We start from the raw sequence: 13,584 nt of genomic DNA on the forward strand, positions 1-13,584 counted from the left end.
TCAATGCTTAGTATCAAGAATTTACATGCCAGCGTGGAAGAGAAGAACATCATTAAAGGTCTTAACCTTGAAGTTAAACCTGGTGAAGTACACGCTATCATGGGCCCCAACGGTGCCGGTAAAAGTACACTAGGCTACGTCCTATCTGGTCGTGATGGTTACGAAGTAAGCGAAGGCGAAGCAACGCTTAACGGTAAAGATCTACTAGAGCTTGAAGTAGAAGAGCGTGCCCGCGAAGGCCTTTTCCTTGCGTTCCAATACCCCGTTGAGATTCCTGGCGTAAGCAATATGGAATTCATGAAAGAGTCAGTTAACGCTATGCGCGAACAGCGCGGCGAAGCGCCATTAACTGCTGCTGAGTTTTTAAAGAAAGCAAAAGAAGCGTGTAAGCAAGTACAGCTTCCATTAGATTTCTTGAAGCGCGGTGTGAACGAAGGTTTCTCTGGTGGTGAGAAGAAGCGTAACGAAATCATGCAAATGATTTTGCTAGAGCCAAAACTTTGTATTCTTGATGAATCAGACTCTGGCCTTGACGTTGACGCACTTCAGGTTGTTGCCGATGGCGTTAACAGCCAGCGCGACGGTGAGCGTAGCTTCATTGTTGTTACCCACTACCAGCGTCTTCTAGACTACATCAAACCTGACTTTGTTCATATTCTTGCCGACGGCAAAATTGTGAAAAGCGGTGATGCGTCATTAGCGCTAGAAGTAGAGAAGAGCGGATACGCATTCCTAGGTAAAGCGTACGAGGAGGCGGAAGCATGAGTCAATGGCTAGAACAGGTCATTGATGCGGCGCAAATCTCCGATTACTTAGCGCCCGTGCGTCAGCAGGCCTTAGAAAAGTTAAAAGCCGATGGTTGGCCAGCCCGTAGAAACGAAAGCTGGCGTTTTACGCCGCTAACACCCGTTGAAAAGCGTGAAGCTAAGCAAGCGGTTCAGGCAGACAGTTTACCGGTACCCGCTATCGATAACCTAAATGCTATCGACCTTGTATTTGTAGACGGTGTCTTGGTCACGCAGGTTAACACGCTAAATGTGCCAGCGGGCATGAGCATCACGTCACTTAATAATGATGATACTGCCACGCAGCAAGCAATCAGCAGTGTATACGGTCAGGTTAAACCAACCCGTCATATGTTTGGCCTAGTTAACGATGCGCTGTGCCAACACGGTATATTTATTAATGTTGAAGCAGGCGTGAAAATCGACACGCCAGTGCGCATTGTGAACATGGCGTCGCAAAATGTTGATGCTCATACGCGTGTGGTGGTGAAGGTCGCTGAAGGCGCGAGCGCCACGGTTATCGAGCAAGGTTTTGGCGATACGGAAAGCTTAACCACAGCGTTTGCTGAATATGACCTAGCTGATGATGCACATCTAGAACACTATCGTTTTGCTATGTTTACTGGCAAAGCTAAGCAATTAGGCGGCAGCCACTTTAAGCTACATAACCGTACTACGCTTAACAGCACCATGGTGGGCTATGGAAGCGAGCTTTCCCGTTTAGATGTAGATATTCATCACGCCGGCGAATTTGCCGATGCGAAAATGAATGCCATTTATCTTCTGGCGGAAGGCGAGTTATTTGACCTTCACTCCACCATTGAGCACGCGATGCCTAATGGCACAACAGAAGAAAACGCGCGTGGGATTGTAGGCGATAAAGCACGTGCCGTGTTTAATGGTCGCATTCATATTCATCGTGACGCGCAAAAGACATTGGCTGAACTTAACAACCGCAACTTGTTGCTATCTCGCCGCGGCGTTATCAACACCAAGCCTGAGCTTGAAATTTATGCTGATGACGTAAAATGTGCTCACGGTGCAACGGTTGCTGAAATTGAAGAAGAAGCCTTGTATTACATGCTAACCCGCGGCGTTTCTCGCAGTAAAGCACTGGTAATGCTCAACTTTGGCTTTATTCAAGAGCTTATAAATGATGTGCCTAATACGGCAGTCCGTGAATGGCTAGCACCAATTTTAAGTGAGCGCTTCGCCCAAATGGAGGTGAAATGAGCTTAGACGTTGCAGCACTTCGTGCCCAGTTTCCTATTTTATCTAAAACGGTAGACGGCAAGCCGCTGGTCTACCTAGATAACGCGGCAACAACACAAAAACCTCAGGCCGTTATCGACGCCTTAGTCGATTTTTACACGGGGACGAATGCAAACGTGCACCGCGGTGCGCACCATTTATCGGATGAAGCCACGCGCCGTTACGAAAATGCACGTACCAGCGTTGCAAAGTTCATTAATGCGAAAGCGCGTGAAGAAGTTATCTGGACATCCGGCACCACTGAAGCCATCAATATAGTCGCCAATGGTCTTGGACAGCTACTAAGCGAAGGTGACGAAGTGATGGTGACTGAGCTTGAGCACCACGCAAACTTGGTGACTTGGCAACAAGCGTGTCGCCGCTCTGGTGCAACGCTCAATGTGGTGCCTATCTTTGACAGCGGAGAGTTAGACGTAGACGCTTTCGATAGACTGCTGTCTGAAAACACTAAGCTAGTGGCGTTTCCTCACGTATCGAATGCATTAGGAACGGTTAACCCAATTAAACTGCTTACTGAAAAAGCGAAAGCGGTTGGCGCATGGGTGCTGGTTGATGGTGCACAAGGCATTGCTCACGGCGGTGTTGACGTACAAGACATTGGCTGTGATTTTTACGCATTTTCAGGACACAAGCTATTCGGTCCAACAGGCATTGGCTGCTTGTGGGGCAAAAAAGAGGTGCTAGAAACCTGGCCTGTTTGGCAGGTAGGCGGCGAGATGATCAAAGATGTGACCTACCATGAAGCCACATGGGGTGCGTTGCCAAATCGCTTAGAAGCCGGTACGCCAAACATCGCAGGTGCCATTGGTATGGGCGCTGCAGTAGATTGGTTTAGTGCCCTTGATGTCAATGCTTTGCATGAACATGAACAAAAGCTGCTTGCCTATGCTACCGAGCAGGCCGAAGCGTTTGACGGTATGCGGATAATCGGTACAGCACCTAACAAGGTAGGCGTGCTGAGCTTTCTTCTGGAAGGTGCGCACCCGGCGGACGTGGGCTTCATTCTCGATAGACAAGGCGTTGCGATCCGTACCGGTGATAACTGTGCACAGCCGCTAATGAAGCGCTTTGGTATTCCGGGTACTGCCCGTGCGTCGTTCTCAATTTACAATACGCTTGAAGAAGTCGACAGCTTATTTGCTGCGCTTAAAAAAGCAAAAATGATGTTGGCCTAAGGAGGCATTATGAGTGTTGAAACTTTCGTACCTAGTACAAAACTCATTTCGCTAACTGACAGTGCCGTTAAGCATTTCGAAAGTAAGCTTAAAGACAAGCCTGGTCAGTTAATTCGTTTATCGACAAAAGTAAGCGGCTGTACAGGTTACGCCTATGTGCTTGATTTCGCAGATAGTGCGCAAGCCGATGACGAAATTGTTGAAATTTCGCCAGTACTTAACGTAGCCGTGGCTGCAGATGCCACCGACCTACTGCGTAATACTGAAATTGATTACGTTACAGAAGGTGTTAACGGCGTCATTAAATACAACAACCCGAACGTGGTTGATGAGTGCGGATGCGGTGAAAGCTTTAACGTAGGCTAATTGCCACGTCAAAGGCCATCAGTGGTAGAACAAAGAGTACTAAGTAGTTTATGAAGCAAAAAATGGTGACCACCGAGCGCGATTGTAAAGCGCGCTTAGTTCCAGCGGGCAATCCTACCGTGATCCCTGAAGGCGAGTTTGTGAATATCACCCAAGAGCTCGGTGGTAACTATACGGTAACGTGGCGCGGCAACATGTACCGCATCGACGGTACTGATGCAGGTGCTATTGGCCGTAAGGCGATGACATTAAGCTTTGACGCGCCAGAAGATGGCAACATTAGCGAACAGCAAGTGTGGGACGCGTTAGAAACTATCTTTGACCCTGAGATCCCTATCAACCTTGTATCCCTTGGTCTTATCTACAAAGTTGAAATTGACCAAGGCACAGGCAGCGTTAATATTGATATGACCCTGACGGCACCAGGCTGTGGTATGGGCCCAGTATTGGTTGGTGATGTTGAATACCGCGTTGCCATGGTTCCCCATGTTAAAAACGTCAACGTAGAGCTTGTATTCGACCCTGCATGGTCCCGTGATATGATGAGTGAAGAAGCACAGCTTGAAGCAGGTCTGTTCTTCTAGTCATCCACGCAGTGAAATTTAATCACACAACTTTTCAAACAAATTAAGCGGAAATAGCAATGCAACTACCTAGCAGTGACGAAATTGTTGATGATTTAGCGTTCTTCGACGATTGGGAACAGCGTTATCAGTACATCATTGATTTAGGGAAATCTATTCCAGGCTTGCCTGAAGATGCTAAAACCCCCGAGCGTTTGGTTAAAGGTTGTCAGAGCAGCGTTTGGTTGGTTGAGTCTTACGACGGCAATAAAATTAACTTTGACGTGGACAGCGATGCAGTTATTGTTCAAGGACTGCTTGCGTTAGTACTTGCCGCTTATAACGACAAAACGCCAACAGATATTTTGGCGTTTGATATCGACGGCTATTTTGAAGCACTAGACCTAGAGCGTCATATAACGCCAACCCGCGGTAATGGCTTACGCGCCATTGTGGGTAAAATTCAAGAATTAGCAAAAGCCAACGCTTAATTTTTTAAGCGTTGGTTTCTTTACGCCGTTTTAGTGTCTCATAGAAAAGGCAAGGTGTAGATACAGTTGCCGGTAACCACGTACTGCGCAAAATATTCTGTACGCTGTCATCATATTGTCATCGTTAACAGCCTATCCTTTCTCTACATTTACGCATAAAAACAGTACTTTATATCTGATTTGATAAAGGCTCTGGTCAAGCTGCTATTTATTGCCTATAATTCGCGGCCAAAATTTTAAAGATACATACACTATTTGTTTGGAGAGAGAACATGGCTCTTGAGCGTACTTTTTCGATTATCAAGCCTGATGCGGTAGCTAAAAACGTAATCGGTGCAATTTACAACCGTTTCGAATCTGCAGGTCTTCGCATCGTGGCATCTAAGATGATCCACATGAGCAAAGAGCAAGCAGAAGGCTTCTATGCAGAACACAAAGAGCGTCCTTTCTTCGGCGCACTTGTAGACTTCATGACGTCTGGTCCGGTTATGGTTCAAGTACTAGAAGGCGAAAACGCAGTTCTAGCTAACCGTGAAATCATGGGCGCAACTAACCCAGCTGATGCAGCTGCAGGTACACTACGCTCAGACTACGCTGCGTCAATCGACGAAAACGCAGTTCACGGTTCTGACGCACCTGAATCAGCAGCACGTGAAATTGCTTACTTCTTCTCTGAAGAAGAAATCTGCCCACGTACTCGCTAAGCGAAGACTGGTAGTTTGAAAAACGGGGCCCTAGGGCCCCGTTTTTGTTTGTAAGTGTCTGAGCACGCTTTATGCTGCTTTGCTCGGTGCTTATTTAGGAGCACTAAACCACGCTTCTCGCGCATCGCTAAAGTTAACGTTTCTCTGCGTTAAATCGGCTTTTTCTCAAATCTCATTTGTGGTACTATCCGCGCAAATTTTAATCAGCGTTTTTCTTTTTCTTAAATGTCGCTCAAGACATAGTCGAATCGCTGGTTTTTACACCGTATTCAGTAGTAAGAGGGGCATCCCTCGAAGGTAAAAGGGTCATCTTATTCATGGCAAAAACTAACTTATTAAACTTAAATCGCGAAGGCTTGCGCAATTTCTTCAAAGAAATGGGCGAGAAACCGTTTCGTGCCGATCAGGTGATGAAATGGATTTACCAGCACGGTATTAGCGATTTCGAGGAAATGAGTAACCTCAATAAAAACCTTCGCGCGATGCTCATTGAAAATTGCGAAATTAAAGCGCCTGAAATTGCATACTTTCAAGAAGCGAGCGACGGCACTATTAAGTTTGCACTTACCCTTGAAGGTGGTCAGGAAGTTGAATCTGTTTGGATCCCAGAAACTGATCGTGCAACGCTTTGCGTGTCATCACAGGTAGGTTGCGCGCTAGAGTGTACTTTCTGTTCAACCGCGCAACAGGGGTTCAACCGTAACCTAAGCGTGAGTGAAATTATTGGTCAGGTATGGCGTGTAGCTACTTTCCTTGGTCTTTCAAAAGACTCAAGCAAACGCCCTATCACTAACGTAGTAATGATGGGCATGGGTGAGCCACTGCTTAACCTTAAAAACGTTGTACCAGCCATGGATATTATGCTGGACGATTTCGGTTTCGGCCTGTCTAAACGCCGCGTTACGCTAAGTACATCTGGTGTAGTACCTGCGCTAGATATGTTGGGTGACCAAATAGACGTAGCGTTAGCTATTTCATTACACGCACCCACCGATGACTTGCGCAACGAGATCGTGCCTATCAATAAGAAGTACAATATCGAAGCCTTCTTAGCAGGCGTACGTCGTTATCTGGCCAAATCTAAAGCGAACCAAGGCCGCGTGACGGTAGAATACGTTATGCTTTCAAACATTAATGACAGCACAGAGCAAGCGCATCAGCTGGCTAAGGTATTGAAAGACACCCCTAGTAAAATAAATTTAATACCTTTTAATCCATACCCAGGTTCACCTTACACATGTTCAAGCAATTCGCGTATAGATAGATTCGCAAAAGTGCTTATGGAATATGGGTTTACCACCGTCGTACGTAAAACGCGAGGCGATGATATCGACGCAGCATGCGGTCAATTAGTGGGCGATGTAGTAGACAGAACGAAAAGAATGTTAAAAAAACAGGTGAAGGGCGAAGCAATTTCAGTAAAAATGGCCCAATAATCATTAAGATATTAGGGTAAGACTATGGCTGCTGGATTGCGAACTTCACTTAAAATCGGCGTGTTAAGTGCGATTGTTTTTACTTATGGCTGTGTTAGTAATAGCCAGTCAGGGTTGTATGGCGGTAACTTCGATCATGAAGAAGCTGCCAAAACACGCATGTCACTTGGTCTTACCTATCTACAAAATAACAATTACACCCAAGCTAAAAAGAACCTTGATAAGGCGCTTGCGTTCAACCCACGTTCTGCAGATGTGCAGTTCGCTATGGCGTATTATTATCAGCTGGTTGGAGATAACCTTCGAGCGGAAGAGTACTATGAAACTGCTATCGACCTTGCGCCTAACAATGGCGATATTGCCAACAGTTATGGCGCGTTTAAGTGCCAAAACGGCGAATACGAAAAAGCCAAAGCGTATTTCTTTGATGCTATAAATAACAGGCTTTACGCTAACGCAGCGCAAACCTACGAGAACTTGGCTTTGTGCGCGCAAAGTCAAGGTAAGCTAGATGAAGCGATCGGCTATTTTCAAGACGCATTAAAACATCAGCCTGCCAGGGGCAAGAGCCTGTTCTTACTCAGTGAACTTTACACGGTTTCAGAGCAATGGGAACTTGCTGAATCTACGTTACGAAAATACGAACGTGTTGCCAAAGTTACGCCTGATTCATTGTGGTTAGCTTATGAAATAGCCAAAGGGAAAGGGGATCTAGAGACTGCAAAGGGTTATGGCGAAATGATGATGTCATTGTTCCCTGAAAGTGAGCTTACTAAACGTTACTTAGTGCAACGTGAAAGTATGCAAAACAGAGTGGTTAAAACCGTCAAATCTACACAGCCAAACGATTCTGAAACAGAAATAAGCGAAAACCAAACAAATACCGACGGGCTTGCACAAACATCATCAAACGATAAAGAAAATGTAAAGAGCGTCGACCAAGACGGTGAAGCTCAGCGTCAATCTCAGAGCAATAACACCGACAACGCTCCTACAGCCACAGGTAACACACTGGAAAAAGCACAAAATACTGAATTATCTGTGCAAAGTGATAAATTCCATGTAGTAAAAGAAGGTGAAAACTTATATCGTATTTCTTTATTGCACAATATCAAAATGGCAACACTGCAAGAGTGGAATAACCTTGAAAATACTGGCGCTATTATTGCTGGTCAGACGCTTTGGTTAGTACCACCGAGTATGCAGGAGGAATAAGGTTTAATGGTGTCGGAAGAAAAAGCGAATCAAGAAGTTACTTCGCAACAACAAGAAAACACGCCAAGTCCAGGGGCAATGCTAAAAGCGCGCCGTGAAACGCTAGGTTTGTCTCAACAAGATATTGCTGATAAATTATTTTTGAAAGCTAAACAAATCAATGATTTAGAAAATGATGTCATTGATGAAAAGTCTTCGGTGACTTTTACAAAAGGATACGTGAGAAATTATGCCAAGCAATTAGGCATGAATTCTCAAGAAGTTATTGAGGCATTCGAACGCTTCCACAATCAAACATCTGTACCATCTTCCGAGAAATTACAGAGCTTTTCAAAACGTGTCGCAAAACAGACACACGATGACCGTTGGATGATGGTCACCTACGTAATCTTACTTCTCATCATTGCTGGTGTAGTGGTGTGGTGGTACCAACAGCCAAGTGACGATGCTGTTTCTGACCCGCCATTAAATGAAGCCGTCAAGAGAGAGGCCGCTAATACGCCTGTCCCATCGGCGGGCACATATACCGACAATGTTACTACTGACGCCTCGTCGTCGCAGGGTGATACGGCTGGAAACAATCAGCTAGACACGGGCGTGAGCGATAGTACAAGCTCAGAAAGCAGCGGTGCGTTCAGCGACCAAGATAGCGGTTTTAACCAAGACGGTAGCTTGAATGATGGAGCAATCTCAGCACCCGATACAGAGGTAAATGATAGCAATAACCTAACCGCTCTGGTTAATTCTGCGAGTAGTAACGAACCCCAACCCAATCTTAATGTGAATAGTCAGTCTGATACAGCGCCAATTACTATGGTTTTCACTTTCGACGATGACTGTTGGGTGAATATAAAAGACGCGTCTGGAGAAGCTATTGCCTATGGGGTAAAGCTAAAAGGACGAGTTATGGAAATTCAAGGCGTTCCTCCTGTTGAAGTTACGCTCGGTGCACCGGATAATGTGCGCATATCAGTTAACGGCGAGTCTGTTGATATTTCTTCATACCAAAACGGTAAAACAGCTCGCTTCGCACTTCCTTTATAGGTAATTAGATGTTTGCAGAAAGTCCTATTAAACGCAGAAAGTCTACGCGTATTAATGTAGGTAACGTCCCCATTGGTGATGGCGCTCCCATTGCTGTTCAATCTATGACGAATACGCGGACCACTGATGTGGCAGCGACCGTCGATCAAATAAACCGTATTGTTGCAGTGGGTGGCGAGATCGTTCGAGTATCTGTGCCCACGATGGAAGCGGCTGAAGCATTCAAAGAAATTAAAAAGCAGGTGAGTGTGCCACTCGTTGCAGACATTCACTTTGACTACCGTATCGCACTTAAGGTTGCTGAATACGGCGTAGATTGTCTGCGCATTAACCCAGGTAACATAGGTAATATGGAGCGTGTGCGCTCTGTGGTCGATTGTGCAAAAGATAAAAATATTCCTATCCGCATTGGTGTGAACGGTGGCTCGTTAGAAAAAGACTTACAAGAGAAGTACGGTGAGCCCACGCCAGAAGCGCTGGTTGAATCCGCAATGCGTCATGTGGATATCCTCGACAAGCTTAACTTTGATCAATTCAAAGTCAGCGTTAAAGCGTCAGATGTTTTCTTAGCTGTTGGCGCCTATCGTTTATTGGCACAAAAAATAGACCAGCCGCTTCACTTAGGTATTACTGAAGCAGGTGGCCAACGTGCTGGTGCTGTCAAAAGTGCAGTGGGTCTAGGTATGCTTCTGGCTGAAGGTATAGGCGATACGCTTCGTGTTTCACTAGCGGCCGATCCAGTAGAAGAAATTAAAGTAGGCTTTGATATCTTGAAGTCACTGCGCATTCGCTCGCGTGGTATAAATTTTATCGCTTGCCCAAGTTGCTCTCGACAAGAGTTTGACGTTATTGGTACGGTTAACGCATTAGAACAGCGTTTAGAAGATATCCTTACGCCAATGGATGTGTCTATTATCGGGTGTGTGGTTAATGGCCCCGGCGAAGCAGAAGTGTCTGATTTAGGCCTAACTGGCGCACGCAACATGAGTGGCCTATACGAAGACGGCAAACGGGTTAAAGAGCGACTTCCTAATGACGATTTGGTCGACAAGTTGGAGGCCAGGATCCGCGCCAAGGCCTCTCGCATGAGTGAACAAAATAAAATTCAGGTATCAGTTAAAGACTGAGACATTTTTTGTTCATTGTTGTTTACTCCCAAAGCCCCTATAATGCGGGGCTTTTCACTATTTAGCAGTATGAGAATTTCACGTGGCTAAGACTATTCAGGCAATTCGAGGCATGAATGACTGCCTACCGGAGATTTCCGGTACATGGCAGAAGGTAGAATCTGTACTTCGTCAGGTTGTGGCGAGTTATGGTTACCAAGAAATACGTACTCCCATCGTTGAAAGCACCGACTTGTTCAAGCGCTCTATCGGTGAAGTTACCGATATCGTTGAAAAAGAAATGTATACCTTCGAAGATAGAAATGGCGACAGCTTAACGCTGCGTCCAGAAGGTACGGCAAGTTGCGTGCGCGCAGGAAACGAACACGGCTTATTGTACAACCAGCAGCAACGCCTGTGGTACATGGGGCCAATGTTCCGTCATGAACGTCCACAAAAAGGGCGTTATCGCCAGTTCCATCAGTTCGGTGTAGAGACCTACGGTATGGACGGCCCTGACATCGACTTAGAAGTTATTCTTCTTAGTGCACGTTTTTGGAAAGCTTTTGGTATTGAGCAGCACGTAAAACTTCAAATAAATACCTTAGGTTCAAACGAAGCTCGCGCTGCATATCGCGATACGCTGGTTGAATTCTTAAAACAGCGTGCAGACCAGCTCGATGAAGATTCCCTGCGTCGACTTGAAACGAATCCACTTCGCGTACTCGATTCAAAGAACTCTGATGTTCAAGCTGCTATTGCCGATGCGCCAGCGCTAATCGATCATCTTGATGAAGAATCCAAAGTACACTTTGAAACCTTGTGTTCGCGCTTAACGCAAGCAGGTATTGAGTTTGAAATAAATCCTCGACTAGTGCGCGGATTAGATTACTACAACCGTACCGTGTTTGAGTGGGTGACAGATAGCCTGGGAGCCCAAGGTACAGTGTGTGCTGGAGGCCGTTACGATGGCTTGGTAGAGCAGCTGGGTGGCAAAGCAACGCCTGCGGTTGGTTTTGCTATGGGCATTGAACGTTTGGTACTGTTGCTAACCACGTTAACCGAAGAAGGTCAGGACTCGAGCTTCGCAGATGTTTACGTAACGGCGATGGGCGAAGAGGCACAATCTTACGCCATTGAAGTAGCAGAACATCTTCGAAATACGCTTCCTAATACACGCATAATGATGCACTGTGGCGGCGGCAACTTCAAAAAACAACTAAAGCGTGCAGATAAAACAGGTGCACGTTTAGCGCTGCTTTTAGGTAATGACGAAATGCAGTCTCGCGAAGTAGGTGTTAAGCCACTACGCGATGGTCAAGAACAAGTTACAGTCAGCTTCGATACCTTATCTGATAAGGTTGCAGAGTTGCTGAGCGCAAAATAAAAAGAGGACATCATGGAACAGTTCGCAACAGAAGAACAACAAGTAGAAGCGATTAAACGTTTTTGGAAAGAGCACGGTACTGCAATTATTGTGGGTGCGGCGCTTGGTCTAGGTGGCCTTTGGGGCTGGAGAGCGTATTCAGAAGCGCAAATTGAAAATAAAGAAGCAGCATCGGTAGCGTATCAAAATGCCGTTGAAACATTTGGTACAGAAGATAGTGAAGCAAAGGTTAAGGCCTTCATAGAAGAGAACAAAGACAGCGGCTATGCAAGCATTGCGAGTCTTCTTGCGGCTAAGCAAGCGGTAGATGCCGGTGATTTAGACGCTGCAGCTTCTCACCTAAATAGCGTTGTAACCTTTGCCGAAAATGATGAATTGAAAGTGCTTGCCTCACTTCGTTTATCGCGTGTTCAAATTGAAATGAACCAGCTGGACGCGGCGTTGTCTACGCTTAGCAATGTAACAAATGACGCATTTTCAGCAGAAGTTTCTGAATTAAAAGGCGATGTGTATCAAAAACAAGGCAAGTTTGACGATGCTCGCTTAGCTTATTCAAATGCGTTAGAAAAAAATGCCAATAATCCGCTTTTACAAATGAAGCTAGATAACCTTTCGGTATCTGCTGCGCAGTAAGCGATGGCCTTTGGGCTGGTATAAATAATAAAGAGGTACGCAATTTGTTTCACAACACGTGTGGCCGTAAAGGTCGATTCGCTCGCACGATAGGTATAGCACTCGCAGTGTCTATCACAATGTCTGGCTGCTCTACTATTTCAGACTGGTTTGCAGATGACGAGGAATTGGAAATTCGTCGTTTAAAGCCTATTGAGGCTAAGTTTACGCCTGAAATGGTGTGGGACCGTGACATTGGTGATGGCGTTGACCGCTACTTCTCTCGCCTTCGTCCTGTGTATGCCTACAATAAGCTTTTCGCCGCCGACCGCCACGGTGTGGTTGTTGCGATGGAGCCGGAAACAGGAAAATTATTGTGGGAAAAAGATTTCGCACAGTTTCGTTCAGAAGGCATGTTAAGTTCGGTAACTAAACTTTGGCGTAGTGGTGAAACCGCGCGTATTGGCGGTATTTCTGTCGCAGATAGACACGTATTTATTGGTACAGAAAACGGATACGTTGCTGCAATGGACGCCGAAACCGGCGAGCTTGTGTGGGAAGCGACGGTACCTGGAGAAATTTTAGCCGCGCCGGCTGCAGATGAAGGTATTCTTGTTGTTAATACTGGTGCAGGCAGCTTGTTTGGTTTCAATACCCGTACCGGAGAGCAAATGTGGCGACACGAGGGTGACACGCCCCCGCTAACACTACGCGGCATCTCTGGCCCAATTGCGTCTAATGGTGGCGCTATAGTGGGTACCCCGACAGGTAAGATTCAAGTAAACCTTATCGAAACCGGCGTACTTGCATGGGAAACAGTAATTGCAACGCCTTCTGGTGCAACAGAGCTAGAGCGTATTGTTGATATCGATACTACGCCAGTGCTTTATGGCGGTACGATTTATACAGTCTCATATAATGGAACCTTGGCAGCAGTAGAGCTTCGTTCAGGTCGCGTTATTTGGAAACGTGAATACGCATCGTTTCGCAATCTGAATATTGATGGAAACAAAATTTTTGTCGTAGACAACAATTCAAACATATATGCCCTTGATAGACGTAACGGCGTAGAATTGTGGTCTCAAGGCTTACTTAAAAAACGTTCGCTAACAGCTGCTACTCCGGTGGGAGAGTACATTGTTGTGGGCGATAATTGGGGCTTTTTACACTGGATTGAGCAAGAATCTGGAAAAGTCGTCGCTCGGTTAGACGTAGGTGGTGATGATGAAGATGATGCCATTTTTGCAGCACCAGTTAACGTTGACGGTAATGTCATTGCAGTGACTAGAAATGGCGAAATAGTGTCAGTACGTATACCGAATTAGTTGTATAACGACATTTCAATTTCCAAAAGGCGTTACAAGTAGAATTTGTAACGCCTTTTTTATAACTTGTTTCACTTATCGTTGGGCATAATATCGCAACGAA

The 13,584-nt window shown here is 45.8% G+C and carries 14 protein-coding genes; all 14 read left to right on the forward strand.

What is annotated here, in order from left to right:
- The first annotated feature begins 3 nt into the window (after positions 1 to 3).
- Positions 4 to 765, forward strand: coding sequence for a Fe-S cluster assembly ATPase SufC (gene sufC / locus AC27KT_RS06575; protein WP_014979831.1), 762 nt, complete (start codon positions 4 to 6; stop codon positions 763 to 765).
- Complete coding sequence (sufD, locus tag AC27KT_RS06580; protein WP_487128453.1) at positions 762 to 2,018, forward strand: Fe-S cluster assembly protein SufD; 1,257 nt, start codon at positions 762 to 764, stop codon at positions 2,016 to 2,018. The genes sufC and sufD overlap by 4 nt, the downstream gene beginning before the upstream one ends.
- Positions 2,015 to 3,232 carry an aminotransferase class V-fold PLP-dependent enzyme gene (locus AC27KT_RS06585; protein WP_039231541.1) on the forward strand — a complete coding sequence of 406 codons (1,218 nt, stop codon included), beginning with the start codon at positions 2,015 to 2,017 and terminating at the stop codon, positions 3,230 to 3,232. Before sufD ends, AC27KT_RS06585 begins: the two co-directional genes overlap by 4 nt.
- A 9-nt stretch (positions 3,233 to 3,241) precedes the next feature.
- Positions 3,242 to 3,598, forward strand: a complete 357-nt coding sequence (locus AC27KT_RS06590; protein WP_014979828.1) for a HesB/IscA family protein — start codon at positions 3,242 to 3,244, stop codon at positions 3,596 to 3,598.
- A gap of 50 nt (positions 3,599 to 3,648) precedes the next feature.
- On the forward strand, positions 3,649 to 4,182 hold the full coding sequence (gene sufT / locus AC27KT_RS06595) for a putative Fe-S cluster assembly protein SufT (RefSeq protein WP_014999056.1): 534 nt from the start codon (positions 3,649 to 3,651) through the stop codon (positions 4,180 to 4,182).
- A 59-nt stretch (positions 4,183 to 4,241) separates the two neighbouring features.
- Positions 4,242 to 4,652 (forward strand): SufE family protein, encoded by a 411-nt coding sequence (locus AC27KT_RS06600; protein WP_487128456.1) that lies wholly within the window; start codon positions 4,242 to 4,244, stop codon positions 4,650 to 4,652.
- 272 nt (positions 4,653 to 4,924) lie between these two features.
- Positions 4,925 to 5,356 (forward strand): nucleoside-diphosphate kinase, encoded by a 432-nt coding sequence (gene ndk, locus AC27KT_RS06605; RefSeq protein WP_012519000.1) that lies wholly within the window; start codon positions 4,925 to 4,927, stop codon positions 5,354 to 5,356.
- Between the two features lie 317 nt (positions 5,357 to 5,673).
- On the forward strand, positions 5,674 to 6,792 hold the full coding sequence (rlmN, locus tag AC27KT_RS06610; RefSeq protein ID WP_487128459.1) for a dual-specificity RNA methyltransferase RlmN: 1,119 nt from the start codon (positions 5,674 to 5,676) through the stop codon (positions 6,790 to 6,792).
- A gap of 24 nt (positions 6,793 to 6,816) precedes the next feature.
- Positions 6,817 to 8,007 carry a type IV pilus biogenesis/stability protein PilW gene (pilW, locus tag AC27KT_RS06615; protein ID WP_487128461.1) on the forward strand — a complete coding sequence of 397 codons (1,191 nt, stop codon included), beginning with the start codon at positions 6,817 to 6,819 and terminating at the stop codon, positions 8,005 to 8,007.
- Between the two features lie 6 nt (positions 8,008 to 8,013).
- Positions 8,014 to 9,051, forward strand: a complete 1,038-nt coding sequence (locus AC27KT_RS06620; protein ID WP_487128463.1) for a RodZ domain-containing protein — start codon at positions 8,014 to 8,016, stop codon at positions 9,049 to 9,051.
- Between the two features lie 8 nt (positions 9,052 to 9,059).
- Positions 9,060 to 10,178 carry a flavodoxin-dependent (E)-4-hydroxy-3-methylbut-2-enyl-diphosphate synthase gene (gene ispG, locus AC27KT_RS06625; protein ID WP_394221145.1) on the forward strand — a complete coding sequence of 373 codons (1,119 nt, stop codon included), beginning with the start codon at positions 9,060 to 9,062 and terminating at the stop codon, positions 10,176 to 10,178.
- 82 nt (positions 10,179 to 10,260) lie between these two features.
- Positions 10,261 to 11,544: a histidine--tRNA ligase gene (gene hisS, locus AC27KT_RS06630; RefSeq protein ID WP_487128465.1), complete on the forward strand. Its 1,284-nt coding sequence runs from the start codon at positions 10,261 to 10,263 to the stop codon at positions 11,542 to 11,544.
- Between the two features lie 12 nt (positions 11,545 to 11,556).
- Positions 11,557 to 12,177 carry a YfgM family protein gene (locus AC27KT_RS06635; RefSeq protein WP_039218128.1) on the forward strand — a complete coding sequence of 207 codons (621 nt, stop codon included), beginning with the start codon at positions 11,557 to 11,559 and terminating at the stop codon, positions 12,175 to 12,177.
- A gap of 44 nt (positions 12,178 to 12,221) precedes the next feature.
- Entirely contained in the window at positions 12,222 to 13,481 is a 1,260-nt protein-coding gene (bamB, locus tag AC27KT_RS06640) for an outer membrane protein assembly factor BamB (protein ID WP_487128467.1), read from the forward strand.
- The last annotated feature ends 103 nt before the right edge of the window (positions 13,482 to 13,584 follow it).

The sequence above is a fragment of the Alteromonas sp. 5NW40-0090 genome, assembly GCF_057552975.1.